Annotated in this window: 32 protein-coding genes and 1 pseudogene; 11 read left to right on the top strand and 22 right to left on the bottom strand. The window is 52.5% G+C overall.

The genetic code is table 11. The features are described 5' to 3' along the window. Positions 1-4 precede the first annotated feature (4 nt). The 13 genes from BXA07_RS30470 to BXA07_RS26045 all read right to left on the bottom strand — a co-directional run bounded on the left by BXA07_RS30470 (position 5) and on the right by BXA07_RS26045 (position 4,735). Positions 5-271: a hypothetical protein gene (locus BXA07_RS30470; RefSeq protein WP_139335775.1), complete on the bottom strand. Its 267-nt coding sequence runs from the start codon at positions 269-271 to the stop codon at positions 5-7. 14 nt (positions 272-285) lie between these two features. Continuing rightward, the gene (locus BXA07_RS26105; RefSeq protein WP_076572344.1) at positions 286-537 is read right to left on the bottom strand and encodes a hypothetical protein; all 252 of its coding nucleotides are present in this window, start codon (positions 535-537) and stop codon (positions 286-288) included. Between the two features lie 15 nt (positions 538-552). Beyond that, positions 553-900 carry a hypothetical protein gene (locus BXA07_RS26100; RefSeq protein WP_076572342.1) on the bottom strand — a complete coding sequence of 116 codons (348 nt, stop codon included), beginning with the start codon at positions 898-900 and terminating at the stop codon, positions 553-555. Between the two features lie 12 nt (positions 901-912). Next, positions 913-1,155, bottom strand: a complete 243-nt coding sequence (locus BXA07_RS26095) for a hypothetical protein (protein ID WP_076572340.1) — start codon at positions 1,153-1,155, stop codon at positions 913-915. 210 nt (positions 1,156-1,365) lie between these two features. Further along, positions 1,366-1,665 (bottom strand): hypothetical protein, encoded by a 300-nt coding sequence (locus BXA07_RS26090; protein WP_076572338.1) that lies wholly within the window; start codon positions 1,663-1,665, stop codon positions 1,366-1,368. A 10-nt stretch (positions 1,666-1,675) separates the two neighbouring features. Continuing rightward, positions 1,676-1,876: a hypothetical protein gene (locus BXA07_RS26085; protein WP_076572336.1), complete on the bottom strand. Its 201-nt coding sequence runs from the start codon at positions 1,874-1,876 to the stop codon at positions 1,676-1,678. Positions 1,877-1,899: 23 nt separating this feature from the next. Further along, positions 1,900-2,226: a hypothetical protein gene (locus BXA07_RS26080; RefSeq protein ID WP_076572334.1), complete on the bottom strand. Its 327-nt coding sequence runs from the start codon at positions 2,224-2,226 to the stop codon at positions 1,900-1,902. Between the two features lie 419 nt (positions 2,227-2,645). After that, positions 2,646-2,846 (bottom strand): hypothetical protein, encoded by a 201-nt coding sequence (locus BXA07_RS26070; protein ID WP_076572332.1) that lies wholly within the window; start codon positions 2,844-2,846, stop codon positions 2,646-2,648. 293 nt (positions 2,847-3,139) lie between these two features. After that, the gene (locus BXA07_RS26060) at positions 3,140-3,394 is read right to left on the bottom strand and encodes a hypothetical protein (protein WP_244556411.1); all 255 of its coding nucleotides are present in this window, start codon (positions 3,392-3,394) and stop codon (positions 3,140-3,142) included. A 37-nt stretch (positions 3,395-3,431) separates the two neighbouring features. Then, a complete protein-coding gene (locus BXA07_RS30465; protein WP_139335774.1) occupies positions 3,432-3,776 on the bottom strand; it encodes a hypothetical protein in 345 nt (114 codons plus the stop codon). A 70-nt stretch (positions 3,777-3,846) separates the two neighbouring features. After that, positions 3,847-4,092: a hypothetical protein gene (locus tag BXA07_RS26055; protein ID WP_076572328.1), complete on the bottom strand. Its 246-nt coding sequence runs from the start codon at positions 4,090-4,092 to the stop codon at positions 3,847-3,849. 97 nt (positions 4,093-4,189) lie between these two features. Then, the gene (locus BXA07_RS26050) at positions 4,190-4,489 is read right to left on the bottom strand and encodes a hypothetical protein (RefSeq protein ID WP_076572326.1); all 300 of its coding nucleotides are present in this window, start codon (positions 4,487-4,489) and stop codon (positions 4,190-4,192) included. Between the two features lie 57 nt (positions 4,490-4,546). Next, on the bottom strand, positions 4,547-4,735 hold the full coding sequence (locus BXA07_RS26045) for a hypothetical protein (RefSeq protein WP_076572324.1): 189 nt from the start codon (positions 4,733-4,735) through the stop codon (positions 4,547-4,549). A gap of 543 nt (positions 4,736-5,278) precedes the next feature. On the opposite strand from BXA07_RS26045, the pseudogene BXA07_RS26040 reads away from it, so the two are divergent. Next, positions 5,279-5,836: pseudogene (locus BXA07_RS26040) on the top strand (IS5 family transposase); the annotation flags it as partial. Between the two features lie 130 nt (positions 5,837-5,966). On the opposite strand, the gene BXA07_RS30460 reads toward BXA07_RS26040, so the two are convergent. From BXA07_RS30460 to BXA07_RS26025, 3 genes are all read right to left on the bottom strand, one after another. Then, positions 5,967-6,509 carry a hypothetical protein gene (locus BXA07_RS30460; protein WP_139335773.1) on the bottom strand — a complete coding sequence of 181 codons (543 nt, stop codon included), beginning with the start codon at positions 6,507-6,509 and terminating at the stop codon, positions 5,967-5,969. 392 nt (positions 6,510-6,901) lie between these two features. Then, a protein-coding gene (locus tag BXA07_RS26035; protein WP_139335772.1) for an IS3 family transposase occupies positions 6,902-8,064 on the bottom strand; the annotation gives its coding sequence in 2 pieces (ribosomal slippage) (positions 6,902-7,809 and positions 7,809-8,064; 1,164 coding nt in all). A gap of 361 nt (positions 8,065-8,425) precedes the next feature. Continuing rightward, positions 8,426-9,817 (bottom strand): efflux transporter outer membrane subunit, encoded by a 1,392-nt coding sequence (locus BXA07_RS26025; protein WP_083708557.1) that lies wholly within the window; start codon positions 9,815-9,817, stop codon positions 8,426-8,428. 77 nt (positions 9,818-9,894) lie between these two features. Between BXA07_RS26025 and BXA07_RS26020 the strand changes: the two genes are divergently transcribed. From BXA07_RS26020 to BXA07_RS25980, 9 genes are all read left to right on the top strand, one after another. Then, on the top strand, positions 9,895-10,449 hold the full coding sequence (locus BXA07_RS26020; protein WP_076572403.1) for a TetR/AcrR family transcriptional regulator: 555 nt from the start codon (positions 9,895-9,897) through the stop codon (positions 10,447-10,449). Between the two features lie 25 nt (positions 10,450-10,474). Then, positions 10,475-11,587 (top strand): efflux RND transporter periplasmic adaptor subunit, encoded by a 1,113-nt coding sequence (locus tag BXA07_RS26015; RefSeq protein WP_076572320.1) that lies wholly within the window; start codon positions 10,475-10,477, stop codon positions 11,585-11,587. Beyond that, positions 11,584-14,697, top strand: a complete 3,114-nt coding sequence (locus BXA07_RS26010) for an efflux RND transporter permease subunit (RefSeq protein WP_076572318.1) — start codon at positions 11,584-11,586, stop codon at positions 14,695-14,697. The genes BXA07_RS26015 and BXA07_RS26010 overlap by 4 nt, the downstream gene beginning before the upstream one ends. A gap of 86 nt (positions 14,698-14,783) precedes the next feature. Continuing rightward, positions 14,784-15,443: a DUF3313 family protein gene (locus tag BXA07_RS26005; protein WP_076572316.1), complete on the top strand. Its 660-nt coding sequence runs from the start codon at positions 14,784-14,786 to the stop codon at positions 15,441-15,443. A 99-nt stretch (positions 15,444-15,542) separates the two neighbouring features. After that, positions 15,543-15,875, top strand: coding sequence for an SMR family transporter (locus tag BXA07_RS26000; protein WP_139335771.1), 333 nt, complete (start codon positions 15,543-15,545; stop codon positions 15,873-15,875). Positions 15,876-16,058: 183 nt separating this feature from the next. Further along, positions 16,059-16,988, top strand: a complete 930-nt coding sequence (locus BXA07_RS25995) for a DUF535 family protein (protein WP_076572312.1) — start codon at positions 16,059-16,061, stop codon at positions 16,986-16,988. Between the two features lie 107 nt (positions 16,989-17,095). Next, positions 17,096-18,460 (top strand): TolC family protein, encoded by a 1,365-nt coding sequence (locus BXA07_RS25990; RefSeq protein WP_139335770.1) that lies wholly within the window; start codon positions 17,096-17,098, stop codon positions 18,458-18,460. Positions 18,461-18,607: 147 nt separating this feature from the next. Next, positions 18,608-20,071 carry a patatin-like phospholipase family protein gene (locus BXA07_RS25985; protein ID WP_244556410.1) on the top strand — a complete coding sequence of 488 codons (1,464 nt, stop codon included), beginning with the start codon at positions 18,608-18,610 and terminating at the stop codon, positions 20,069-20,071. A gap of 711 nt (positions 20,072-20,782) precedes the next feature. Then, positions 20,783-21,706, top strand: coding sequence for a three-Cys-motif partner protein TcmP (locus tag BXA07_RS25980; protein ID WP_083708553.1), 924 nt, complete (start codon positions 20,783-20,785; stop codon positions 21,704-21,706). Between the two features lie 19 nt (positions 21,707-21,725). Here the strand turns inward: BXA07_RS25980 and BXA07_RS25975 are convergent, their stop codons facing one another. From BXA07_RS25975 to BXA07_RS25965, 3 genes are read right to left on the bottom strand one after another with little or no spacing between them, the layout of a single operon-like run. Then, a complete protein-coding gene (locus BXA07_RS25975) occupies positions 21,726-22,985 on the bottom strand; it encodes a three-Cys-motif partner protein TcmP (protein ID WP_076572307.1) in 1,260 nt (419 codons plus the stop codon). Between the two features lie 14 nt (positions 22,986-22,999). Continuing rightward, positions 23,000-23,737, bottom strand: a complete 738-nt coding sequence (locus BXA07_RS25970) for a DUF5131 family protein (RefSeq protein ID WP_076572305.1) — start codon at positions 23,735-23,737, stop codon at positions 23,000-23,002. Then, positions 23,724-23,960 (bottom strand): hypothetical protein, encoded by a 237-nt coding sequence (locus BXA07_RS25965; RefSeq protein ID WP_076572303.1) that lies wholly within the window; start codon positions 23,958-23,960, stop codon positions 23,724-23,726. The genes BXA07_RS25970 and BXA07_RS25965 overlap by 14 nt, the downstream gene beginning before the upstream one ends. Positions 23,961-24,230: 270 nt before the next feature. Here BXA07_RS25965 and BXA07_RS30455 point away from each other — a divergent pair, with 270 nt between their 5' ends. Next, positions 24,231-24,830 (top strand): hypothetical protein, encoded by a 600-nt coding sequence (locus tag BXA07_RS30455; protein ID WP_212592369.1) that lies wholly within the window; start codon positions 24,231-24,233, stop codon positions 24,828-24,830. Here BXA07_RS30455 and BXA07_RS30450 read toward each other — a convergent pair. The 3 genes from BXA07_RS30450 to BXA07_RS30445 all read right to left on the bottom strand — a co-directional run bounded on the left by BXA07_RS30450 (position 24,827) and on the right by BXA07_RS30445 (position 26,738). After that, the gene (locus tag BXA07_RS30450; RefSeq protein WP_139335768.1) at positions 24,827-25,147 is read right to left on the bottom strand and encodes a DUF6968 family protein; all 321 of its coding nucleotides are present in this window, start codon (positions 25,145-25,147) and stop codon (positions 24,827-24,829) included. The genes BXA07_RS30455 and BXA07_RS30450 overlap by 4 nt on opposite strands. Before the next feature lie 163 nt (positions 25,148-25,310). Next, on the bottom strand, positions 25,311-25,520 hold the full coding sequence (locus BXA07_RS25960) for a hypothetical protein (protein ID WP_083708552.1): 210 nt from the start codon (positions 25,518-25,520) through the stop codon (positions 25,311-25,313). A 42-nt stretch (positions 25,521-25,562) separates the two neighbouring features. After that, the gene (locus BXA07_RS30445) at positions 25,563-26,738 is read right to left on the bottom strand and encodes a TniQ family protein (protein WP_212592368.1); all 1,176 of its coding nucleotides are present in this window, start codon (positions 26,736-26,738) and stop codon (positions 25,563-25,565) included. Positions 26,739-26,764: the final 26 nt, after the last annotated feature.

The following is a 26,764-nucleotide window of genomic DNA, read 5'->3' as shown; positions in this document are numbered from 1 at the left end:
TCCTTCACGCGGACACAGCCGCTTTGTCGCGGTAGCCGGCGACGGTACGTTCCTCCCAGGCCTTCCACTGCACGGACTCAGTATTGCGCTCGAACCCGCCACCCAAAAAGCCTTTACGGCCACATGCTGGGCATGTATCGAATGGCGCGGGAGAGTTCTCCATCGAGCGGCAGTCACTAGCTTGGCACTGGTAACGCGGCCCCGAGCGCAGCGCCAGTTCGAGCTGCAACGCGCTGGTTGAAAAGTCTTTCAATGGTCGTTGAAAATTCACGTTCGTTTCCTTGATCAGAACAAATAGGCGCGGCCATCACCAGGCAGCGTCCAGTGCGTCGGCTCAAAACCCATCATGCGGGCAATTTGACGCGCGTGGCCAGGCCCGATTGCGCCGGTCAATTGGTGAGCGCGAACGTCAGCGCCGACGCCTTTAACACGCAACCAGTACACGTCATTCGGGTGACTTGCTGCGAATTTCGCATCGTGCGCCACGATGACTTGGGCCGGAAAGTCGGCTGGTGGGGTCGCGTTGATTATCTGCATGTCTTTTCCTTGAATTTAAGACCTACCCAGGAGCCGCGAGAATATCGACGGTTTGGTCTTGCTCCGAACCTCAAACTGCTCCTCGTCAGTGCGTATGTGATGATCCTGCATGGTTCGATACTCCATCGGCCAGGTATTAGCCATCACTCTATCAAATCGGGGATCAGCGCCGCAGTACTGCACCAATAACGAAAAAAGACTTGGCGTAATCGCGATTGCAGCTTTTGCAGGGGCACTAAAAACCAAAGTATCGTGGACCGCCGCCAATCCTTCGAACAGCGCTCGAATACCCTGCTCGGATACCGGAGTCAGCGCAAGTGGCGATTCATTACAGTGACCATTGATTTCCACCAAGTTCGTCATGGATATATTCCTTCAATTCGGGATCGGATCGTTCGGCAACCACATCAGCGCACCATCACGCTGATCGCCAGCAATGGTAGTCCAGCTTTTGCCTTCCTCATCGACTGCGATGCAGCCTGGTTGCCAATGCTCAGGGTTGCGAAGCTGATTCACCCAGCTTTGAACTTCGCCATCCAGCAACACAACGACGCCACCACGGCCGATATAGCCCCACTGTTCACGCCAGCGCCGCGCTGCGGCCATGTTGTCGATCATCGTTGTCACAGATCTTTTCCCATTCAAATATATCGGCGGTAGCAGTAGAGCACTTTGCCTGTGTCGGTTCTGCCTGCAGGCAGAACTAATATGCCGCGTTTGCGTAAAGTTCTACCTCGCTTGGCACTGACGACCTTAATATAAAACCGGCCGCCGTCTGACGGCAGATCAAAAATTTCTCGCTGTGTCGCCACGATGTTATCCGCTGAGTTAGAGGATGAAGGAAGCTGCTGTGCACGCACCGCCAATAATTTGGAGCGCAAAACCCAGAACCAGCATTTTCGTGCCAAGCTTTTCGGCGCCTTCAATGTGAGTCGTGGACCCGTACATTCTGATATTTGGCATATCGCGATTACCGTTGGCACGCGCCGCCTCGATCTGCATGTTCATGTCTGCCATTTTTACAGCCATCGTCAAAACGCCGAGAATCTTCGTGACTCGCATGGCCAGCACGATAGTCCCCAGAAGACTTAGAATTACGCCAGCTACTTTTATGTATTCAATTTGCATCTGAATTTCCCTACCAGTTCGTGATAATGTTGTAGAGCGGACGGCAGATCGGACGAATCTTGTCTGCTTCCGCCTTCAATCGAAGAACGGCGGTTTCGACGAGTCCGTTACTGACATCGTTTCGCGCCAGCCGCACGGCTGTCAGGTCATCGAGGCCAGGGGCGGCGAGCAACCTCGCCAACTCCATTACGTCAGCGCTGGTGTAGTGCATATTTTCCTCATGCTTCTATTCCTTTATGCGCCGATCAAAGATTTACCGGTCATCGGGTCGAATTTCGACGGTGGATTGAAGTTTGTGTCGATTTCGTACACGATCAACACGTCTGCACTTTCAGCCACCCTGGAGTAATAACGGAACTGACCACCGTTTTTTTCATCCCAGTTCCAGTCGTGGACGTAATCCTCCATGAAGACGTTTTTGGCATGCGTTAAAACCTGATCCTCATTGAATGAGTCTTCATTGATGATGGTGGCAACACGGATCGGTCGAACGGCTAGCAGAACAGCGTGCCCACCAGCCTTAACGTCACGCAGAATTTCATACTTCAACGCTTTAAGCATGCTTCTTTTCCAGTATCAATTCAGTTCGACGGCCGGATCAGTTGCCCGGAGTTTTTCCAGCACCTGCTGGTAATTAGGATGCAGATCTGGCCAGCCGGTTCCAGGGCGTAGCGCAGATGCGTCCAAACGGCCCAAAGCGACCGCCAGGCGCACGCCAGGGTGACGATGGCCTACGGTTGCCATCCAGCCTGCACATGCGATCTCGGCGCCCTCCCTGGACTGATGGCAGGCGAACATGCTCGCACCGAAGTTTGGTCCCATGTTGCGGGTATCCGGACAACAGTTCGCAAGACTTTCTGCCAAACTTAAATCAAAATTCGGTATATCTGTCGCATCCCGGTTGACGCGCCAGGGGCACGATGGACAAGGTTTAGCGAGAGTTGTCAGCGTACAAGACGACATAGCGTTGTCCTCGGCGTTTAGTGTTGATCAGTCTTCTCGAAAACGGCTTCGATAATACGCTGGTTCGGCAGTGGGCTGAGCGACAAGCTGCCGTTTGGCGACAGTTCGGCCGCGCGTTGAAGCAGTTGTAGCAGCTGGGCGTTTCCCAGCTCGACGCCGAAGGCCTGCCCGCCCAATTCAACGGCAAAAAACACCTTCGTGAATTTATGATCTGCCATGGTTTTCCTAAATCGTTTATACCGTTTTCGCCACCGCGAAAAAGCGGCGGGATTATCCTTGAATCACTTCCGAGCTCTTCGTGCGGCCATTTTCATGATGTCCACCAGTGACCACCATCCGAACAACCCCCAAAAAAATAAGGTGACCACTAGACCGATGCCAACTTCAGCCATCGAGCCATTTGCGAGACCAACGTACACTGCAAGTGGTCCTTCCCATCCAAGCATGATCAGAAAGTAAATGAAGAATGAGACCGAAGACATGGGCGGGCGATATCGCATATCTTTTTCGTTTAGTTGAATGTCGTTTGATCGTGGTCAAACAACGGTTTGCCGCGACGCTTTGCTTCCATGCGAATGAGACTGGAATTCTGCCTCAGTGACGACAGCATTTGCATGGCCGTCTCTTCATTGCAGCCATGCTGCAAAAGGTAGCTGATGGCATGTACCGCACCCTGTTGAACCAAGTCCTGCGCGATCAATAATTCGTCCTGCATTTCGCGGAACGTGCTCGCATCGATCACACCAGTGTTTTCAATTGCTGCCATGTTCTATTCCTCGCTGGCCAGCACCGTGCTGACCCTCTCATATATTGGTTGGTGTTGAACGCTGTGCCCAATGGAATGCATACCGAAGCAGAATAGCACCAGAAAAAATAAGCCCGACCATTGCTTGAGATTCATCTGAGAAAGAACTGAAGCCAGCGAGGTCGGTTATGCAGATGCATGATATTGCGATGCATATTCCAACGATGCCCAAGCGCATTTGACGCTGGCCACTAACCGGCATTGTCTCGATGTCTTCAGGCATCGGGATTGCTGGTGGTAGCGATCTTCCTGCGTTCCTCAGAGTTCTGACAGCCCAAACAATGCAGGCAAAACTCACGAGCAAGGCTGGAACACCCACTATGAACCACAAATTCTCATCCATAAAATCCTCCTACCGGCTACCGGCCGGCACGGTGGCGCCAAGTGGCGCGTTTTCCGTGGAGCGCCGGCGATTACGCTGGCCACCATCCAAAAATCTTTGCCGCTGCTAATGCTAGTGCAATAAGGACAATGAAAATTTTATGATTGAAAAATATTGCAAGAAAACCAAACAGTGCAACAATCACAAAATTAACAGAAATATTTGCCACGTCCCCATACTTCTGTGAAAGAAGTGAGGCATAGATTGCAACACCTAAGAGGCAAATAATTGCCACAGAATTAACGATGACTCGCTTGTACTTTTCCACGATAATCATATTTTTTCCTCATTGACCAAGCACAGCGCTCGACCTTCTCATTGAACCTGGCCCGTCGATGCGGGCCGTGGTGTGCTGCTGGGCGATTTCCGGTGCGTTATTGTTTGATTTGAACATCCGCAAACTCAGTGGCGCTTAAGCCCATCTGCTGGTAACTCTGCGCCATACCTTTATGGGCATCGGCGCTCTTGCCGATGATGACAGTATGGGTGGGCTGACCAGCGATCTTGAAGTAGTTGCTCGTGGCACTGAACCTGTCAGCGTGGACATCAACGATGGCTTCCAGCTGCGCCACTTGCTCCGTCGAATATCCAAGGTCTGTCAGCGTGTGTTTTACCCCTTGGTGGCCAGTATTGGCCAACTCGATCAGTTCTGCTGCATCGTTACTTTTACTCATTTCTTACTCCATATGGCTACCGGCCAGTCTCGGGGTGCGAACGCCGATTTCCTTGGGTCAGATGTTCCACTTGCCGCGCAGCTGTACGATGCGCTGGCCTTTGCGTGTGCGCTCGGCTACAGCTTCGGCACCGGCCGCGATTGGTGCACCAGCCAGCGCGGCGGCGGCCATCGTAGTGTCGTAGTTCTCGACGGCGCGCACCAGGTCAATCAGTTCGCGCAGATCGGGTTGCAGTTCATTCAGCATGCTCTTTTCCGGGTTAAAGTTTTTCGAGTTCAGAAGGCTTGAACGATGCAGACCACGGCATCAAGTTTGCACCTTCCCCGGTACGGAGGCGTCGAACAAAATTGCGAAAACGTTGGAGAACGTATCCATCCAAGACGACGCTAACTTTCCCACTTGGGTCCACATACCGCACAGTCCCGCGCTGGCCCGCACGATACGCAAATACTCTTTGCGTTGTATCGGCTTTTACTTGAACTGTTACGTCGGAAAAGAAAATTGAATGATGGCCCTTAGAAATCAAGGACTTACCGTTCTCATCAAGTCTGGTGGCCGTGCATAAATTCTTGAATAGCAGCTTCTCCGAGCATCTTTTTGATGTGCAATTTTAATATATTCTTGAATGACGGCCAGATACAAAAGTCGAATTCTTTATTTCGATGACCTGTGACTTATCAAAAATGCAACAGAACGTCTTAGGGAAGCACTGATTTATTCATTGGACGCCGTTCCGCGCGGCGGTCCGACCTGAGACAATGACGGCATCCCCACTGTTTGCCATCGACCATGCAAAAGAGCTTTTCCGACCTCGAATACGCCCCCAAGAAGAAGTTGACGCGGCGCGACCGCTTCCTCGCTGAGATCGACAGCGTGACGCCGTGGGGCAAGCTGCATCAAGCCGTCGAGCCGCTCTATCCGAAGGTCGAAGGCGCTGGTCGGCCGCCGATCGGACTGGCTCGCATGTTGCGCATGTACGTGGCCCAGCAGTGCTTTGGTTTGTCGGACGAAGGCATCGAAGATGCGATCTACGACAGCCAATCCATTCGCGCTTTTGTCGACATTGATTTGGGCCGCGAGTCGGCGCCGGACGCGACGACCTTGCTGAAGTTCCGCCGCTTGCTTGAAGCCAAAGGGCTCACACGCCAGATCTTCGACACGATCAACGGTCACCTCGCCGAGAAGGGCCTGATGATGCGCGAAGGCACCATCGTCGACGCCACGCTGATCGCCGCGCCGCCGTCGACAAAAAACAAGGACGGCAAGCGCGATCCCGAAATGCACCAGTCTAAGAAAGGCAATGACTGGCACTTCGGCATGAAGGCCCACGTGCGACCTGAAAGTCGCTTGAATTTCTGTCTTGCTCGGCAGACTTTGCGGTTGTTCCATCAACCGTTCCCTAGCCTACGTGAAATATGTGGGCTGCGTGACAAAAATTCTGCAAACGATATATCTAATTTCGAATTCAGCAAGAGCGCTACTCCTGCCCTGACGAAAGAAACAGCCCGCTTCGCTCAACCACGCGTACAAAATTGATGGCATGGATATGAAGGCGTTCAGCAGCTGCGGCTGCTTCACTGGCGACCACTGTATTACGAACTGCCACTCCAAGCATACTTAGAATTCCAGACTCGATAGTCGCCATTTCCTCGTGGTGTACTGACGAAGTTTTTGCAGCTAAAGTAATTTGCGCACCAAGCTGTCGAAGCTGCTGCTCTATCTCGATTAAGGTCGCTGAAGTAGGGCGTGTAGACCAGATGTGTCGATTAGCAGGGCTATCTGGCCTGCCAATAATTTTTCGGATATCAAGTTCTGCACGGGCGGCTAGTCGAGCAGCGGTATGAGCTACTAAGGTGACGTTTGTCAAATCATATAGTACGTTGCTGTCCAGCGAGTGCAATGATGAATCTGGGCCAAGTTTTTGCTTGAGCGAAGCGATGGTTTTTGTAACTTGAAAACCCATTGCTGTACCGGCCTCACCGATGGCAAGCGAGCGCTCCAATAGAGCACCGCTGCTCATCAACAACTGACCCGCTAGATGCGCAATCTCGCATGCTTTATACAGCAGCTTTTCGTCGTACGAAGCGTCATCTTCGCCGGGGGGCTAATGGGTAAACCAATTTGCAGACTTTCTAATCGACAGTGAGATTGAAGATGAGAATTTATCATGCGGGATAGCGTGCGTCTAACGTACTTTTAATCGAGCGCTTTTTCTGCGTTCTTTATGTTGCCGACAGAATTCCGGACCGCTTAAAACGCGCATAGCAGTACCTGGAGAAATGCCGTTCTCGTACATATATTGGACCGCTTCGGCGATTCCTTGCTCTGCTGCGATACGAAGCGCTGTCTCCACCGCCGCTGCCTTTCCTCGAAACATTCGCCTATCTTGAATCGTCATGAAAACTGTAGTGGTCAACCCATCCCGGACACTACGTTAAGTTTTTCTTCGGTGACAGCCGGTGCCAATCCCTGATTGAACTGATGTGGCCGTATCCAGTTATACCGGTGCATCAGGTAGTGGCTGATGTCCCGTTGTGCTTCTTGTGCCGTCATGTATCCTGTTGACGGCAGCCATTCCGTTTTGAAGCTGCGGAACAGCCGTTCCATCGGGGAGTTATCCCAACAATTTCCCCGACGGCTCATACTCTGTCGTATCCGATAGCGCCACAAGCGCTGACGGAATTTTCGACTGGCGTACTGGCTACCCTGATCCGAATGAAACAGCAGCCCCTGCGGTCGACCTCGCTGCTCGTAAGCCCTTTCCAGCGCTTGCACAACAAGGTCAGCGTCGGGCCGTAGCGAGAATGCCCAGCCCACCGCGCGACGCGCGAACAAGTCCAACACCACGGCCAAGTAATACCATCGGCCTTGCGCCCAGACATAGGTGATGTCCCCGCACCAGACCTGATTTGGCGCCTCCACCGTAAATTCACGATTGAGGTGGTTCGGAATATCAACCCGCTCCACCGTGGCCTGCTTATAGGCATGGCTGCCAGGCTGCTTGCAGACCAGCCCCAACTCCTCCATCAAACGGCTGACTTTGAAGCGGCCAATTGCCGTGCCTTCTTCGCGCATCATGCCCATGATGCTGCGGCTTCCCGCCGAACTACGACTCTCGACGAACAGCTCATGTACGCGGCTACGCAATGCCATGCGCTCAACATCAATGTGGCGGGCGCGCTCCCGATGTGCATACAGGCATGACCGCGCCACGTCGAACACCGCGCAGATCAACTCGATTGATTCGTCACCGCAAATCTGATCGATTACCTCGTACGTTCGATCCCTTCCGACATCAAGAGCGCGGTAGCCTTTTTTAAAATGGACTTCTCCCGCTCCAGACGTTCAATGCGCGCTTCGAGCTCCTGTATTCGCTGCTGGTCAGGCGTCATTGCCTTACTCTGCGGCGTGATGCCTTGCCGCTCCGATTGAAGCTGCCGCACCCAGCGGCGCAGCACTGATTCGCCGATGCCGACCGACCGGCTTGCCTCTATGTGGCTATATCCTTGATCCAGCACCAGGCACGCCGCCTGCTGTTTGAACTCCGGGGAAAACGTACGTCTCTGCTTGCTCATCAAACACCTCTCCATGGCGAGCATTCTCGCCTAAATCAGTGTCCGGGTACATTAAACCACTACACTAAAACCACCAAAAGGAAAGAAATATCGACCCATCGTGACCGCACCGACTACAATTTAACCGCGTAATATCATCTGATACGCAAGTGGGCGCGATAGACCGGAATGGGTGGGCACACTCACCGACATACGCAGTTGGTCATTCGCTCGATACTGCGAAGCCCTAAACAGATCACACCGGCCACATCAGGTCGAGCAAGCCTTCGAACTCTTGCAAAAAGCGGATGCGTGCACCGTCCGGCCGGCTTTCAGAAGTGGGGTGGTCAATCTCAATGGTTTAAGCATTCCAACGCTGTGCTCACACCTTACCGGCGAAGGCGCGGCGCAAAGCCACAGCCGCTGCTCGTTGAGCTGCTACTCCTTGTATCAGACCGTCCCGCGCCTTAAAGTAGCTGCGGCGCGCATCAAGAACCGTATTTAGATCCACAAGGCCCGCGCCAAAAAGGCGCTCGCTTCTAAATGCGGCATCAGCCCCTGCGGCTTGCACCTGCTCCAGATTCGACACCGTGGCATGGGCCGATGAGAGCTGAACCATCGCGGTTTCGGCATCTGCAAGCGCATTCAGCATGGCCTTCTCATACACCAGCATCGCTTCCTGAGCCTTTGCCTCGTGAATATCGATGTTGGCGCGGATTCTGCCGCCATCAAAGATGGGCAGTGAAAGGGAAATGCCATAGCCGACGACGGTCGTTGGTGAAGCGCTGGATCCATCGGTGCTGAGGCGCTCCTTGCGTCCTGACCAATCGAGTGCTATGTGCGGGTACAGATCTCGCTTGGCCACTCCAAGGCGAGCGATGGCGGCTTCGACTGCGCGTGCAGATCCTCCGACGTCTGGGCGACGCTCGAGTAATTCGATCGGCAGCGATACAGTTGGCATTTCTGCACTGGTAGTGGTATTGATAGGGAACGTCAGGTTGGTGCGCGGCTTTGCCTCACCAAGCATAACTGCCAACTGTCGAATTCTCACATCCAGCTCTCCTCGAAGTTGCGTCGTCGTTGCCCGTTCCAAGCCAAGTTCTACCGTTAGCCTGTCGATGTCCAACTTGCCGATTTGCCCCGCATGAAAACGCCGTTGGGCAACTTCAATTTGGCGTTCCAAGGTAGCAACGACATCGCGTGCAACATCCTCTCGTTCTGCGAGGGATTGCGCTTCAAAGTAGGTCGTCATCACTTCTGCCGCAACCGCTACCTGCATTGCCTCGTGCGCCAGTTTCGCACCCTCGAAGTCTCGTTCAGCAGCGAGGCTTGCCAGCCCCTTGTCGCCAAAAAAATCTGGCTCCCAACTGGCGCGGAAGCCGGCATGGCTCAAATCAGTTTTCGGATCGGCACTGGAGTCGTGACCACGTCGCAAGCCGGCATTTAGCCCCAGCTGTGGTGAGAGATCAGCGTCGGTGCTGCCGACGATCGCGCGAGCCTGCGCAACCCGGGCTGCTGCGATACGAATGTCGGAATTTGCTAGCAACGCAGATTCAACAAGCGCCGTTAATTCCGCGTTGCCAAAGTCTCTCCACCAAGCCGTCGTCGGGATGGGCTTACGATCCTGCTTCTGACTGGGATTAATGCTCCACGTCGGAGGTGCGGTAGTCGACAAAGGGGCTATAGCAGGTTGCGTAGAACATCCCGCCAGAAGCACGAGCATCAAGACGGAAGTAGCGATGTTGGGTATGTATTTTTGAGATGGGATGAACATTGGATTTCCAGAGTTGACGTTTAATGTCTAATACTTTACTATACGTACAGTACATTTACAACCACTCAAACATTCCCATGACTAATTCATCTACGCGCCACAGCGCCAAACAACGACTTATTGATGTCGCAGCCGAGATCGTCTCGACACAGGGAGTTCAGGCGTTGACCTTGGAGGGTGTTGCCGCTGCCGCCGGCGTCACCAAGGGCGGTCTGATCTATCACTTCAAGACTAAGGATGATCTTCTGGAAGCGGTCGTCAAGGCCATGCTCGAAGATTGGGGACAGCGCAACCGAGCCAAGGCAATCCTGGCCGGCAACTCCAGTGGTGACCTATTGCGAGCCATGATCGACGACACCCTCGACATGAAGCCGGGGGAAAAACAGTTGATGAGTAACCTGCTTGCGGCTGCATCCAACTATCCGCATCTGTTAGGGCCTGTGCGCGATCTATATGACCATCTCTATAGCGACTTTGCCAACTCAGGCCCCCACAACGGCACCGCATTGGTGATCGCCGCAGCGCTGGACGGGATCTTGATGCTGCAACTGCTGGATTTCCATCGATTCAACGAACATGAACGCAACGCCATTCGCTTGGCGCTTTATACGCTCGCCAAACAACTAACCTAACCCCCCCCCCTCATACAGGATTTTTATGTCATCCTCGACCTCTACGGCTGTAGCCGTCACACTGTTAGCCGCACTGATTGCTGGCTGCGCCCAAAAAACATCTCCAGCTCCTGTGTCACCTCGGCCAGTCAAAGTGGAGGTTGTATCGAGCAGCACACTACAAGCTAATGAATCCTTCATCGGCACACTGCGCGCACGCCAGCGCTCGGAACTTGGCTTCGAATCATCGGGGCGCATCAGTGCCATCCTGGTCGATGTTGGAGACCGCGTAAAGTCGGGGCAGGTGCTCGCTCGCCTCGACGAATCGCCGGCGCTACGGCGCATTGAAAAAGCAGAAGCGGATCGTACTGCTGCCGTTGCGGCTTTGGCCGAGCGTGCCACCCAACTCCGGCAGAACGAATCATTGGCTAAAGACCAGATCGTCTCTCCCATCACACTCGAATCTGTTCAAACCCAGCATCGAATCGCCCAGAGCCAACTACAGGCTGCTGACTCAGCTCTGGCTCTGGCTCGTCGGGAGTTAGCCTTGTCTCGCATCGCAGCCCCGTTCGACGGCGTGATCGTGGCCCGCAACGCCCAGCCTTTTGCCGACATCAGCGCGGGACTGCCCGTATTCCAGATCGAGGCAGGTCAAACCCTGGAGGTAGTTGCTATGCTGCCGGAGGCGGTGGCGGCCCGCATCGCTCCCGGACAGTCAGCCCAAGCGACTATCACCCAACCGTCGCAGCCCTCTGCCAAACTGCTGTTGAAGCTGGAACGCATCTCCAGCCGAAATGAGAGCGGCTCGTTGGTACAGGCTATCTTTCGCTTCGACGGTGCCACGCCGACTTTGCGCAGCGGTGCAATGCTCTCATTGGAGTTGCCCGGAATCACAAACAAAGGCTTGTCGGTGCCCGCGGCAGCGCTCTTGCCGGGTGTGGATTCGGACCATGGCAGCGTCTATCTGCTGGAGCAGACAAAACTCGTCAGACGTACTGTTCAACTCGGCGAGGGCCTGCTGCCCGACGGACGCATTTCGGTAAAATCCGGATTAAATTCCGGTGACCGGGTGGTGATCGCCGGGGCGGCCTTCCTGGTCGACGGCCAAGCCGCTGTAGAACATGCATCTACGACCCTGCTCCACGGAGGCAAGCCATGAAGCTTACCGAATCGGCGCTGGGTTCAAGCCGCCTCACCTTGTTTGTCGCGGTCCTGGTATTGATCGCAGGCGTCTTCGCTTTCCTGCGTTTTCCATCGCAGGAGGAGCCATCGACCACCATTCGCGACGCTATGATCTTCGTCTCCAACCCTGGATTATCAGTTGAGCGTATGGAGCAATTGATCGCGCGACCGCTTGAAGCGCGTTTGCGTGAGCTCCCTGAAATCAAGCATGTTGTAAGTACGGTTCGCACAGGCACAGTCATCGTGCAAGTTACGATTTTAGAGAAGTATTCTGACTTGGCACCTATTTGGCAAAAGGTCCGCGCGAAGGTCTCAGAAGTGTCACCGCTATTCCCCAGCGGTACCTTGCCAACGGTCGTTAACGACGACTTCGGCCGGGTCGCGGTCGCTTCGATCGCGGTAACCGCTCCAGGCTTTAACATGAGCGAAATGCGTGAACCCCTCAAGCGGTTACGGGATCGTCTGTACGAGCTGCCGGGCGTACAGAATATAAGCCTTCACGGACTGCAAGACGAGCGCATCTACATTGAATTTGATCGGGCCCGCCTAGCTGGGCTTGGCCTGGCTGCGCCAGCCGTGCTACAGCAGTTGCAGCAACAAAACGTTGTACTGTCTGGTGGGCAGATGGTGATGAGTGGGCTCAACGCGGCACTGGTGGCTTCTGGCGAGATCCGATCGCTTCAGGCCTTGAGAGAGTTCGTTCTCAGCGTGCCGGACCACAGCGGTCGTGCCGAGAATACCGTCCGTCTGGGCGACATTGCGCAAATCAAGGTGCTGCCTGCCGATCCACCGGATTCAGCCGCTGTCTACAAGGGTGAGCCAGCCGTGGTGCTCGGCGTATCGATGCGCTCGGGCCAAAACATCCAGGCTTTCGGTCGCAGCCTCAAGGCGCGCGTGAGCGAGCTTCAGCAAATGTTACCTGCTGGCTTCACACTCGACTACGTCACCTTTCAGGCCGACGTCGTCGACCGAGAAATGGGCAAGATGAATCAGGTGATGGGAGAGACCATTGTGATCGTCATGACGGTGGTTGTGTTATTCCTTGGCTGGCGCGCCGGCGTGATTGTCGGCAGCATCGTCCCCTTGACCATTCTGGGCACCCTGATCGCCATGCAATTTTTGCACATCGAGCTGCATAGCGTGTCGATGGCCGCAATCATCATCGCGCTGGGTCTTTTGGTGGACAACGGTATTGTTATTGTCGAAGACGTTGAACGCCGATTAGTGGCTGGCGAGGCCCGGCGCGAGGCGTGTATCCAAGCCGGCAAAACGCTCGCAATTCCCCTGCTTACATCATCGTTGGTGATCATCTTCGCGTTCTCGCCCTTTTTCTTCGGCGACACCTCGATCAATGAGTACCTCCGTCCATTGGTTTTGGTGCTGGCGCTAGCGTTGCTCGGCTCTTGGCTCTTATGCCTGACGGTAACGCCGCTGCTGTGCTACTACTTCCTCAAGGTATCCCCCCATGCCACACACGATGCTCACGGCGAGGTTAACACCGAGGCGGGGTTCTACCGTTTTTATCGCCGTGCCATCAACGGGGTCCTGGATCACAAGCTGGTATTCTTTGGCGTCATGGCCGCCCTGCTGACGCTGGCCCTGTTGCTGCTTTCGACGGTCCCCGCAGGCTTCCTGCCCAAGTCGGACAGGCCGCAGTACCAAGTATCGATCGAGCTGCAGCCTGGAAGCGATTCACGCGCCACTTTAGTCAAGGTGCAAAGCATCAGCCGTTGGCTCTCTGACAAAAAGGTTAATCCCGAAGTCACCACCAGCATCGGTTATGTTGCTGATGGAGGTCCACGCATCATCCTGGGGTTGAACCCGCCGCTTCCGGCTTCGCATATTGGCTATTTCACAGTCGGCGTGACTTCAAAGAAGGAGCTTGACACCACCATTGCGCGCACACGCGACTATCTTGCCAAGAACTATCCAGAGATCCGCAGCGAGGTCAAACGGTTCTCACTGGGGTCGAGCGATTCCGGCACTGTGGCTTACCGGATATTCGGTCCGGACGAGGCGGTGCTCAAAAACCTCGGAGAGCAGATCAAGGGCGAGCTTCGCAAGGTAACTGGAGTAGTCGGTGTGCGCGACGACTGGAATAACCGCGTCCCGCGAATTGATGTGCAAATCGACCAAGCCAAAGCACGCCGGCTCGGTGTAACAAGTGAAGAGGTAGCCACTTCGCTAGCTGCTCGATTCTCCGGCATTGATGCATCTGTGCTCCGCGATGGCGACACGCTGGTGCCTGTGGTTGTGCGCGGTACACCTCTTCAACGACAGCGCACAGAAGACGTGGCCAACACGCTGGTATATACGGGCGCTAGCGCTACACCAGTGCCTTTGTCGGCCATCGCCCGAGTCTCACTGGGGTCCGAACCTTCGGTTATCCGACGACGAGATCTCTCTCGCACACTAACAGTCGAGGGGCGCAGCGATAGCGAGACCGCGCAGCAGGTGGTTGATCGACTGGCACCAGCTATTGCTGCGCTCAAGCTTCCCCCAGGCTACAGCATCGAAATGGGTGCTGAAATTGAAGAAGCTGCTGAAGCCAACAATGCACTCAGTGAGTACCTACCGCATGCGGCCATCGCTATGCTGATCTTGTTCATATGGCAGTTCGGCTCATTCCGGAAACTACTGCTCATTCTGGCCATCATTCCGTTCACGTTGATCGGCGTGGCACCGGCACTGAAGCTGGCTGGCGAGCCGCTGGGCTTTATGGCGAACTTCGGCCTTCTCTCGCTCGCCGGCATTATCGTCAATAACGCAGTGTTGTTGTTAGAGCGCATTGAGGCTGAGCTCCATGCAGGCCGCGGTCCGCGGGATGCCGTCATCACGTCGGCTGTGCAGCGCTTACGTCCAATCGTGATGACCAAGCTCACTTGCGTTGCAGGCCTAGTGCCCCTGCTGTTGTTCGGCGGCCCACTCTGGTCTGGGATGGCCATCACCATCATTGGGGGCTTGGCGCTGGGCACACTGGTCACGTTGGGAATGGTTCCAGCGTTGTATGAACTGCTGTTCGACAGCTCGCTGTCCCGATGGCTTGAAAAAAAATCCACCGCTAATGCGGTCACCTCGAAAACCTAATATCTAAGGTAATCATGACTATGTTCTCAAAAATCTATCGACTTCCCTTGGCACATTCGCGCACGTCGGGAAGTAGCGTACAACCCATGAACCAAGATTCGCAACAGTCGCTGATCGCATTGACGTCAATGCGATGCGCCAAGGTGGCGTTGGTGGCTCTAATGGTGGGAGGTCTTGGCGCATGCGCGACGAGCACGCCCCTGCAATCGAATAAGGCCCTCTCATATCAAGGCTTAATAAAAAGCAGTGACCATGCTATGGCAATTCCTCCAAAGAAAGTTGATTTTGGTCGCTACAAGTGGGCCACCATGGCTCCTATCGACGTGGAGGATTCAGTCAGTGCCGAAGTATCGACCGATACGAGCACGGAGATCCGTGATGTTTTGCAGAGCGTCATCGCGTCGGAGGTTGGTAAAAGTTTTAACTTGAGCGCACGCCCAGCCAATAAACCGGCACTGATTTTGCGGGTAAGGATTACCCGGATCACTGAAGCTTCTCCTGGGTTAAACGCGTTGACGACAGCGCTGGTCGGCCCCCTTCGTAACGGTGCCCTAGGCGCGGAGTTGGAGGCAGTCGATGCCGACTCAGGTCAACAAGTTGCCTTGCTGGTTTGGGCTGACTCCGGAGGAGTCATAAAAGATTTTGCCGGTAATTTCAATCGGACTGCGCACGCGCGTACGCTTGCAGCAAGCTTTGCAAGTGAAGCAAACATCTTTCTCTCTCCGTTAAGCCAGCCGGCTCAATGAGGTAAATCAACCAAAGACCTCGTTATTTAACGATTATGATGCCACAAGACGGCTTGCCAAACTTTAGAGCTAACTGAAAAAATTTCAAATGGATACATTATGAGCATATACGTCTATCTCTTTGGCGCGATTGTACTTGAAGTCTTCGCCACTTCTTTCCTGAAAGCCTCTAATGGATTCACCAATCTGTGGCCTAGCCTAGCAACAATCGCAGGCTATGCCGGGTCATTTTATTTATTGTCGCTAACTCTTAAGGTCCTTCCCGTTGGTATTGTCTACGCATTGTGGTCCGGGGCCGGAATAGTGTTGACCGCAATCGTCGCCTGGATTGTTTTCAAACAGAGACTTGACCTCGCCGCAATCAGTGGCATGGCGCTCATCCTCGCCGGGGTAATTGTTATCAACGTGTTCTCAAAGAGTTCCCCACATTGACCACAAAAGATAGCGAATAAAATCAAATGCCATTAGTCGCCAACAAGGCACCCAAGAGAAATTTTTTGTGGCGATCTATTTTGCGCGAGTTGCAGGGGAAATTACTAATTAACTCGAAATTTCACTTTCGAGGTATACAAAGACCATCAGAATTAATCATTCTGTTCGTCACGGTCGAAGGCCATGCAAAAATATACAGTATCAGAAATTAGTTCAAATTTAAAATTTAAACTGCGAGCTCTAATGCATCCAAGCGTTACTCGTTGCTGGACTAAGTTATTAAATTGCAATGAAATTATGCGCGAGCTCGCGATGATTCAGCCGAGAATACTCCATAAAGTGTATCGGCCTTGGTTTAGCTGCAAGATGAATCATCAGGAGCGTCTTGAAGCGCTGACCTATCACTATAAATTTATTCAACAGCATGATCTTAATTATTTAATAATAATGGCGGCGCGTCATCCAGTCGAGATCGCGGTTTTCTCTGGTAAGAATGGTATTAAATTTTGCATTACATTATGTGCGATTGTGCCGTTAGAACGCGAAGGCGAGTTAGTGTTGCAACTGCATAGCTGTGGTGATTTAATATACTCTGTGGCTTTCTCGTTTATTAATGAAGGAGCACACGCAAAGATAGCAATTGGCTGCGTCCAAGGACCAAAACCTGGTGCAGGATTGGATTTGGTGCGTACCGCAACACGAAATCTTTTTGGTCTTCGTCCAAAAAATTTGCTGATGCGGGTGGTGCGTCAGGTCGGTAATGCCTATCGATGCAGTGATTTGGTCCTAGTAGGGAACGTGAATCGCACCGCAGCTCGCAAATCGTTTCGCCAAGGAAAGGTTAAAGCCGATTACGACAGTTTTTGGATTGAATTGGGTGCAAATAGGCGTAGTGACGGTGACTTCGAACTGGCCTGTGGTCCATTAATACCTCCTGCAATGGAGAACGTGATCCCGAAAAAGCGATCTGAGGTACGCAGACGTCATGAGTTGTTAGAGGTCATTAATTTCGATATCATGTCCTATTTGTTCCCACTTAGCCTTACCAGCAGACTGGGCCCGGTCGCGAATGATTTGGGATTGCTGACGGCATTGAGCGACAGATATTTTTAATTCATAAAATTCAAATTTATATAGAGAGGTGCGCAAACGCGTGAAATTGAAATTGTGCGCATGGTACTTCTCTTCTCAAGTAACTTGCGCACATCTTGAATTTCGCCATGCGATATATTACCTTATTATTCACTTTAACAATAATCTCCGGATGTGCGAATGAAAAGACTCGTGCGGTAAAATTTTCTGCTAATGGCCCGGACTGTGGCTCCTGGATATATAGTCAATTGCGATATGAAGAAAATAATAACAGCGCCTGGTGGCGAGAATTTTCAAATCCTCAACTGGATTTTTTGATTCAGTGCGCCCTTCACGCAAATAAAAATGTTCTCACTGCGTCAACGAATATTTTTCTATCTCGTGCCACGCGGCAATCTTTGTATGCGAATGATAAAGTGAGACACTTTCCATTGGAAACCGAAGTAAAACGGCCGCATTTTAGGGGGGGTATAAATTTTGATTTCTTGACTGCAGACATTCAAGCAAGCTGGGAGAGAAAATTATTTAGCGCTGACAATATTAAGAATGTAGAAACTAAAGAGCATTCTGAGAACGCGGTGCTATCCTACCAAGCAACAGAAATTGCCGTGGTGGCTGAAATAGCTAATGCCTATATCGAGTTCCAAGGGCTGATGCATCGCGAAGCAGTGATTGCCGAATCAATTGAAGATTTGGCGCGATGCGTGGAATTAGCCAAAAATGGAGATATTGAAACTGACAAAAGTCGGTTCTTTCTGAGAATATTTGAAGCCGAGATGATGCTAGAGCGCACAGAAAAGGCTAAAATTCAGAGTAAAACAAAGATAAGTCTTCACGGGATTGAATCAATGCTTGGAGGGCTATCATTGCCGAACGGGCTTGCTCTGAGTGAATTAAAATTAACTCCTCCAGACGTTCCAAGAAAAAAAATAGAGGTTAAGTTACTGGAGCGCCGATTTGATGTATTTAGGCAAGCACATAAAGTTGATTTCGAGCTTGCCAGGCTTGGTGTCGCAAAACACGATGTATACCCGCACTTCGAATTTGACTTAAATACTGCTGAAAATCGGCTACGAAGCAAAGCTTCAGCTGCGTCAATTACGGTACCGACGTTAACTAGTATGCCGGCTTTGCTAAAGATCTTCGACGAAGCACGCGCTCGGGAGAAATTTACTGACGAAGGTAGCACCGTGCGACACGCCATGTTGGAGTATGAAAAAGCGATTCTAGGGGCAATTGCCGATGCAAACATCACCTTGCATAAATTTTCGGAGATTGAAAATGATCTAACTGTCCTGGAAAATGCTTACTCGTATAGTGTTCAGACGTTGCAGCAAGAACAGCGAATGTTTCGTGCTGGGCGGGTAGATGTGCATACTCTGCTTGACGCACATCGATCTAGGCTACGGGCGCACGAGTTACTTTTAAAGGGCCAAGTCGCGAAATGGATTGCCGCGATTTCCATACGACGAGCATTTGCTGGTGGAATTTAAAGCGATTAATGAACTGATGTTAAGCATTAGAAATAGACCTTACTTTCTGATTATCCATAATTCACCCTTTCTCCCATCGCGATACGAAAAGTTTATTATCGATTCAAGAATAATCGCCAGTACGGGTTCGTGCCAGGATGGAATAATATGAAAATAATGAGATATAATCCAATTTCGAAAAATTGGGCCTGCTCACTTCGTGCACCTACGCTAGCCGTTTCACTACTTTTATTAATAACCGGGTGCTCTACGCATCGCCCTTGGATGAATCAGCCATTAATAGAAGCGCAAGCGCTTTCTGTTAGTCCCTCAACTGCCTATGGGCAAGAAGTGAGACCGTTGGTGATGGACTATGCCGGTTGGGAGAATCAATCTATCGTTATGGCGGTGACGTTGTCCGGTGGTGGCGCTCGTGCTGCTGCATTTGGCCTTGGTGTCCTTAAGGGATTAGATGAGACCCATTTCGAGTGGGATGGTCAGCAGACGACTTTGCTCGCGCAGGTAAGCTTAGTTGCAGGTGTATCGGGCGGCAGCATCCTGGCCACTCACCTCGCAGCATTCGGGCGCGAGACTCTCCGACGATTCGAGCCGGAATTTCTAAATGTAAATATTGAAAACAGTCTCCTTATTCGACTACTCAATCCAGATCTTTTGTATAGACTGAGTTCGCCCTGGTACGGACGCACTCAAATACTAGCAGAGCGTTTAGATAAGCTATACGAGGGGAAAAAATTTGGAGATCTGCGTCGCCGGCCTGGATATCCGGATTTACTTGTTACAGCCACAGACCTTACTACTGGAGCGGCGTTTGAATTTACTCCCGAACAATTCGATTTAATTTGTTCTGACCTCAGCGGCGTACCGCTGTCGTTCGCGGTTGCTTCTTCTTCAGCTGTCCCGCTACTGCTAACGCCTACAGCGTTGACCAACTATGCGGAACGTTGCCGGACTACGCATTCATCCACGGTGGCGAAAGCCTTGCCGGGCGTTGGGACTACGCCGCAGACCGACAACTACCGCGTACGAATGCTTAAGGCAACCGAGCAGAGTTACCGCGATGGTCTGGAACGCCCCTTTATACACTTGGTTGACGGTGGGCTAACTGATAACTTGGGACTTAGAGCCCAGTTGGATCGACTCGTTGTGGGAGGAACATTGGACGAAAGTTTTCGATACGCACCTACAGGATCGATACGTCACTTGGTTCTCGTCGCGGTCAATTCCGAACGTGACTTAGCCGAACGAATTGACCAGACCGATCGCGTTCCAGACACTTTTCAGGTCGTAAACAGTCTGCTGTTCGGTGCAGGATCGCGCGATACGAAGACCACATTAGCCATGCTGAAAGATGATATTCAGCGTTGGCAATCGGACCTTTTGCGGCTCCGTGGCCAAGAAGGAAGCCCATTTGCCAAGGACGCGCAGGCGCATGTCATTAGCATCAGTTTCCAAGATGTGCCTGATCAAAAGTTACGCAGTCAGGTAGTACATGTCCCAACCGCCTTCACGATCAGCAAAGATGCAGTTGAAAACCTACAAGCGGCGGGCCGCGCGGCTCTATTGGCATCGCCGGACTTTCAGGATCTGAGCCGCGCATTAAAATCCAGGTAATAAATTGATGGGCGCCCGCTTTCAAACTGCATCGAAGTGGCAAGACAGAGGCCCCCCACTTAAAAGGGATTATACAGGGGACCTCGAATTACCTGTGATTTAGGCCATGCCAGACAAATATAGAACCCGGAGGCACAACGCGGGACGCCGCCAAGTTGTTTTGATGCTTATTTTGCCGTCCGAATTCGCCGTTTTCGGCAGTCTGGACGGACCTCGGGCGTTAGAACGCCACGATCCCAGCCTCCTTGAAATAGGCAAACCGGCGCAAGTTGTAAGCTGCCGCTTTCCAGTTCAGGTGAAGCGTGGTGAGTATTCTCACCAACGCCGCCACCTGTTCTCATAAGCCACCTCCACCTGTTCTCGCCAACCGCCACCACCTGTTCGCACTGACCGCCGCCATCTGTTCTCGTCCACCGCCGCCATCTGTTCTCACCGCCGCCGCCACCTAGTCTAATAAACCGCCGCCATTGGATCTCATAAGTCACCGCCACACGCTACCCCCCCACGGTCGCGCTTCCGTAGTGTTCCGTACGGTGTAAATTGGGAATGCCGATTTTTTCACTGTTAGCAACAATCATTTATCGGCCGATGCAGTTGGTAATTTTCCGTAGTTCTGAATGGGACTACATATTTTTTGGCGGACTGGGATTTTCATTCTGGGTGCGGCGAAGTGCGATATGATCTGGCTCTGACAGCTAAAATGAGATCTAGATGACAGCGCATTCTTTTGGTGGCCCTTGGACAATGATCAAGCTGGACCTCCTGGCGCGTTACCTAGCATTCTTTAACACCGCCTTGCAGCACCGGCCCAGCCCGGAGCAGCCATTCACCCGAATTTATATCGACGCATTCGCCGGTACTGGCGAATGCGATATCAATATGGGCGATGGTTTGCGGTCGACCATCGCAGGGTCGGCAAAGATTGCCTTGGACACGGCCCCGGCCTTTGATCGCCTGCACCTGATCGATTTCAATCCGAAACACGTTGCGGAACTTCGAGGCCTGGTAGCAAGCCCCGGTGACATTGATCGCGTGTCCATTTATCATCAGGACGCCAATGAGGCGCTGAACGAAATTATCCAGAAAACTCAATGGCGCTCGACCAGGGGTGTGCTTTTCCTTGACCCGTATGGCATGACCGTGCGGTGGGATACGCTGCAAAAAGTTGCCGCTACGAAGGCGCTAGACGTGTGGTACCTGTTTCCGCTCAGTGCCGTGTACCGCCAGGCCGCGATCGACTTCAATAAAGTCGATGAAGGGAAGGCGGCCGCACTAGATAGCGTGCTGGGAACCACAGAGTGGCGTACCGCATTTTATTCAGATTCTCAGCAAGAAAGCTTTCTGGACGATGGCAAGAGCAGCGCGCGCCGGACGGCGGGCCCTGCGGAGATTACTTCGTTCGTCCACGCCAGGCTTTGTGAAATCTTCAAGGGTTGGGTCAGCGCGCCCATCCTGCTGCCGGAACGCGGCGGTCCACCCATGTTCGCGCTGTTTTTTGCCGTTTCGAATCCAGCGGAGCCAGCAGTCAAATTATCAAAGAAGGCAGCGGATCACCTTTTCGACATGCTGAAGAATCAAAGAATAGGAAAGACCAGCAGCGGGGTCGCCTTGCCATCCCAAGGCGATTTCTTCTAGCCGTGTTGGTGCGCCACCGTCAGAATAGCCTGCGCTGCGCCGGTGCGACTATCTGATCGGAAGTCTTTATCTGACGCGCAGCCTTTTTCCTGCCGCCAGTGTCGCTAACCACCTCGATTACGTTTTCGATGATCAGCTGCTCAAGCGCATCCTGGTAGATCTCTCCGGAAGCCGGGGAATCATTGCAAGTCGTCGCGTAAAGGACACCATAGCTCAGGCCTTCCTCGTGCGCGTAGATGATATTCGGGATTTGCTCCATCAGCGCCGCAATGCTCGCTTTGCGGGCGAGTGGGTCGAACTCGAAGCCTAGCTCGGACTGGCCGCGATGCTTCGTGTCGAAGGTGGGATCGTAGCCGAGCATGTTGAACATGTTCAGGCCGGCGCCGCCGTAGTGAATGAAATAGTTCTGGTTCTTCCAGTGCACGTCTGTCATCACATCGCGGGCCCGGTGGTGCTGCGAGAGGTGAATAAGCCAGTAGTCGCCGTGGCCGCTAGTGTTACGCACGAAGAAGGGCGTGTAGTGTTTCGCCCCGCACTGCGCCACCAGTGCCGAGTAAAGCGTTGACTGAATCAACAAACGCCAGTCACGGTCGGACTCCTTGATTTCCTTGATGGAGCGTCCCTTGAGGATGTCTGGAATCTCGATGCGCTTGAGGCCGTTTGCAAGCACCTTTTCGTTCGCGTAATTGAGCAGCGAATCGACGGCGAAGGTCAGGATTATTTCGGCGCCTGGCAGGGTGTGCAGGATTTTCTTGATCAGCGATGTTGGAACCGCGTTGTAGCCGAACTGGTCGAGCGCGAAGATGGAGCGGCCGTTTCGCGGACTTTTCTTCTTGATGAACTCGATGATACTGGCCGCTTCGTCTTCGAATTTGGCGTGGCGCATCTGAATCGATTTTCCGATCCGGTCGCCGTAGCCTTCTTTGCGCAGCGTGTCATTTAAGTGGTGAAAAGCATCGCGTTTCGCCTCGACAAAAAAATGACTGATGTCGAGCCGGACGGGCTTGGTACGCCCCTTGTTGATCAGGAATTCCGCTTCGCGTTCGGCGTTGAGGAAAATGAAGGGCGATCCCAGCACGGGCTGGCGCGTGTCTTCATGAAAATAGAGTCCGCCACCGGCGAAGCCATCGACCAGTGTCAGCTTAAATTCGTCGCGCGGTTGTCCACCGACCAGTGTTTGAAAATACGCCGCCAGATAGGATTCAAGGATCCGATGCTTGGCAATACTATGTTGTTGAATCGATTCCGCACCATTTTTCCACGTGTATTGGCTTTGCATCGATTTCCTATATGTTAGAGCGGCGCTGGCATTTCGTCATAGGTGCGGCCGTTGATTGTACGGCCATTATATTTCTTTGCCCGCTTCTTACCGTCAGCGCCCCAGCCGCCCCACTGCTTGAAGAAGAAGGCAGCGCCTTGCTCTTCGCACTGGTATTGAATCGTTTCAACCCACTCCTGCCGCATTGGGCGGGCCTTAGGCCCTGATTCGCCGCCGACGATGACCCAGTGGATATCCCGGAGGTTGATTTCGACCAGGTCCTCAAGGAGCGGTTCAACAGACAGAAACCTAACGACCGCATCAATCGTTCGCAGATAATCTATTCGCGGTAAGCCGTACTTGCGATCTTCAACTGACACACCCAGCCATGCATTGCGGGGAGCGATCTTCCCTTGGAAGTATTCAGCCATGCGATCCGCCCGCTTAGTCAGAATCTGAAAAGTGTGCCAATGCGCCTTAGTAATCGTTTCAAAGACCTGATCAATGAAGGCAAACGGCACGCCCTCGTGAAAAAGGTCTGACATAGAATTCACAAAGTACACCGTCGGTTTGCGTCGTTTCAAGGGATCGTCGAGTCGAGTAGCGATCATGGTCAGCTCAAACCCATTGTCGTACCCAGCCGCGCCCATTGCCTGTAAGCGCTCAGCCATACGTTCGGCATAACAGTTCTTGCACCCTGGCGAGACCTTGGTACAGCCCACCGTCGGATTCCAAGTCATCTCCGTCCATTCAATCTTGCTACCGGTCGTCATATCTTTTTCCTTCTAGAGTTATCTTGCCCTCATTCGCCGCCGCGACCAAGCTTTCGATCGCTTCCCTGCGGCTCAAGCCCGATTCTTTACATAGCTCCCCGAGCTGATGAAAGACGTTTTCCGGTATCCATTCCTGCAAACGTTGATAGCCGTTTTGCCGCATACGGTCTCGAAAACTGCTTTGCGCCTTCGCTAATTGGCTGGCCCGAGCCTCTGCTGTCATTGATGACTCCTATTGTGACGCCAAAAAGTGCTGTTTCCGTTGATTACACTGTAATCATACCGATCCCTATCGAAAATGCAACATCCGATTGCATTGCAGCGGTAGGGGGCTCAACCGCCTACATCCGTCAGGCCTGCGCAAAGGTCTGCGGCGATACAAGGACGCGTCTTTTTTAGAGGCGTTCCGCCGCAGATCAGCTCGACGGCATTTGTGAACGTCTCATCAGAATTAGGGGCGCCTGACGGTTGGATAGCATTCACTAAGGAACAGATGAGTTTCTGTATCCCTGTGGAAAAATCTGTCAGTTGTACGGTCTTGGGTAAACCGAAGGATAAGGGGATGGAAATTTCTTATGATAAAACCTCGGTTTATCCTGCCTTGGTCCTTAAGAGTAAAAACCAAGACACTCTACTAGCTCACGCAATATTTAATAAATTGGTACGAGCTATCAAAAACGTATCCAAGGGAGAGGAAGTCATCGATAGTTTTGAGCCTATCGAAGATTGCAACAATTGCTCAAAAACAACTAGTGAACCGGATATGGAAATAGTTTATATTTACGCTGAATTTCCAACGATATCGATCTTCGATGGTGCTAGCCAATTTATCACGGTAGGCATCGGAGATATGGGGCCCGAGCTACCTGATCCTTTGCCCGATGGGGTGGCGCCATCAGATATAGAGAAAGCGAGAGATCCAGCCGGGATGCTAGCCTGCACCGTACTGTATTTTCGAACTTATATGATCATGATACAAGGCTGCACAACGAATTTACCTGCTTTTACCAACTATCGAACTTGTATGCAAAACAGTATGAGAGCGTACGCAAATAATTTGAAAACCGAATGCTACGACAAATATTTTCATTAAAATTCAAGGGTGCTTAGTCCAAATTCAGGAAGAAGCACTTTCAAATCATCAGTTTCATTGTTAAACCATAAAAAATTCCATCCCGCAGCTTTTAGCATGCGCAATTCAAGATAAACCATACACATTGCGTTTTGAACGGCATCCCATTCATCCGCACCGTATGCGCGGCGTTCATCTTGCAGAATAATTCCCAACTGAATTTTTGAGCTCCATACTCCGTCCTTGAACTCTGGATGTTCAACCCCTACCTTTACTTGCGTCTTAATTCCGTATGGGTCGATTGCTGAACATTGGCGATATATCATGGGATTAGTCATAGTTTCTCCAGGGGTTAATAGCTATGAAAAATTGGAAGATGGTTCATGCTCGTTACTGACCAAGCTATAGAAAAGCCTTAACATGATAAATCTAAATTTCGAAAATTTTTTTGGCTTTAGGCCAAGTAACTCTGCTCCAGCTTGCCTTCCAAAGTGTTTTATACTAGTTTGCTGGCCTGCGGTAGAGCCATTCGCCGGCTATCTGCGCCGCGTCGTGCCATGCCTGGTCGGTCAGATAGGCCAGGTGGGCGCAGGCGACTGTAGGCATGGTGGCGCGGCTTAGCCACAGCGCCCTGTCCTCATCGCCCAGCGCGTTCCACCAGCCGGCGCCGGCCGCCTCGTCCTGTGCGACGGGGAACGTGCCGCCGCCCATTTCCACGCCGTCCTTGAGCAGGTACAGGCGCGGAACGCTGTCTTAAAAAAGTCTTCTCTGAAAGTCGCGAGTGCGGTTGGGAGGGAATTGCTGATTAAACCACTCGATATCATGGTTTAATAGCCACCGGAACGATTTCGCCTCCGCATGAGCGAATTTGCTACGGCTGGGGTTGGTGGTAGACATGATGTCGATGCATTTTGCGCGATGAAAATCAGGAGCGCAGTTCACTTCTGGCGTTTGCCTTAAACTTCCATCTGCATGGCGGTTGACCTTACAGCTGCCGTTGTTCATCACTTGGTGCCATTGGCACTGTGACTTAAAAGCTTCCCAGGAACCAAAGAGCCAACTCAAAAGCAGAAGCTGGTGCAGGCAGCGCCGCCAAATGCGCGGATCGTCCAAGCTGCGGCATAGAATCTCAACACCATTACCCGATACAGCGCCCGCAAAATCGGGGTGATGACGCAGGAAACCATAGCAACGTAAAAACCTCGGCACGAAGGATTCACGAGACACTGTTCCCCGAGGAGAAAGCAAGGCATGGCTTTCGAGCGCTTGACTAATGACCGCCTGCTTTGTCTTCGCATCGAGATACTCCTTGTCATCCTGAAGCGCAGCCACAGATAAGCGGCCAAGGCCGAGCAGCACATCTTCGTTGGTGGCTGTATCGATACGATGAAATGCGTTCTCGAACTTGGCCTCGTCCGGGAGGATAAACCGATTGTGAAACTGCGTTGCCGGAGCGGTGCAAGCCAGCAGAAGGATATGGTGGGTAGGACAAAACAATACTCCTGGCAGCTGGTGTGCTCTGCGCCAGTACCCGCATGGGTTGTGGGAGCGGTCTTCCCGCAGGCATTGTTTGCAGGTGTGCCATGTGCGGGTATTCCCGTTCGAGAGGATTGACAGGCCATAGCCGGCGATCGCTGCCGGGCGTGGTGCGCTGCCTTTGCGCCAAGGCCATGCGCCTAGCTGCTCAAACAAAGGAACCAGTGTCATCTGTGATAAGAGCTGATCGGGTGATCCCAGTAGCCCCTTTGTCGCCAAGTAGAAGCTCGACAGATTGACGGGGAATTCGGACACACGCATGTTGGGTGCATGTCCGAACATACTTCGGCAGGCATCGCGGTCATCTCTTGCGGCGTTGGCTCGACGCAGCCTTGCCGCAAAACTGTACAAGGTCTCGTCAGGTCGGTGGAGGGGAATGGAGCAAATTTGCATAGCCTCGATCCTTTCCATTTGATCGC

This window comes from Janthinobacterium sp. TND4EL3, assembly GCF_900156175.1.
Taxonomy (GTDB): Bacteria; Pseudomonadota; Gammaproteobacteria; order Burkholderiales; family Burkholderiaceae_D; genus Janthinobacterium.
This window is presented reverse-complemented; position numbering and strand designations above follow the sequence as displayed.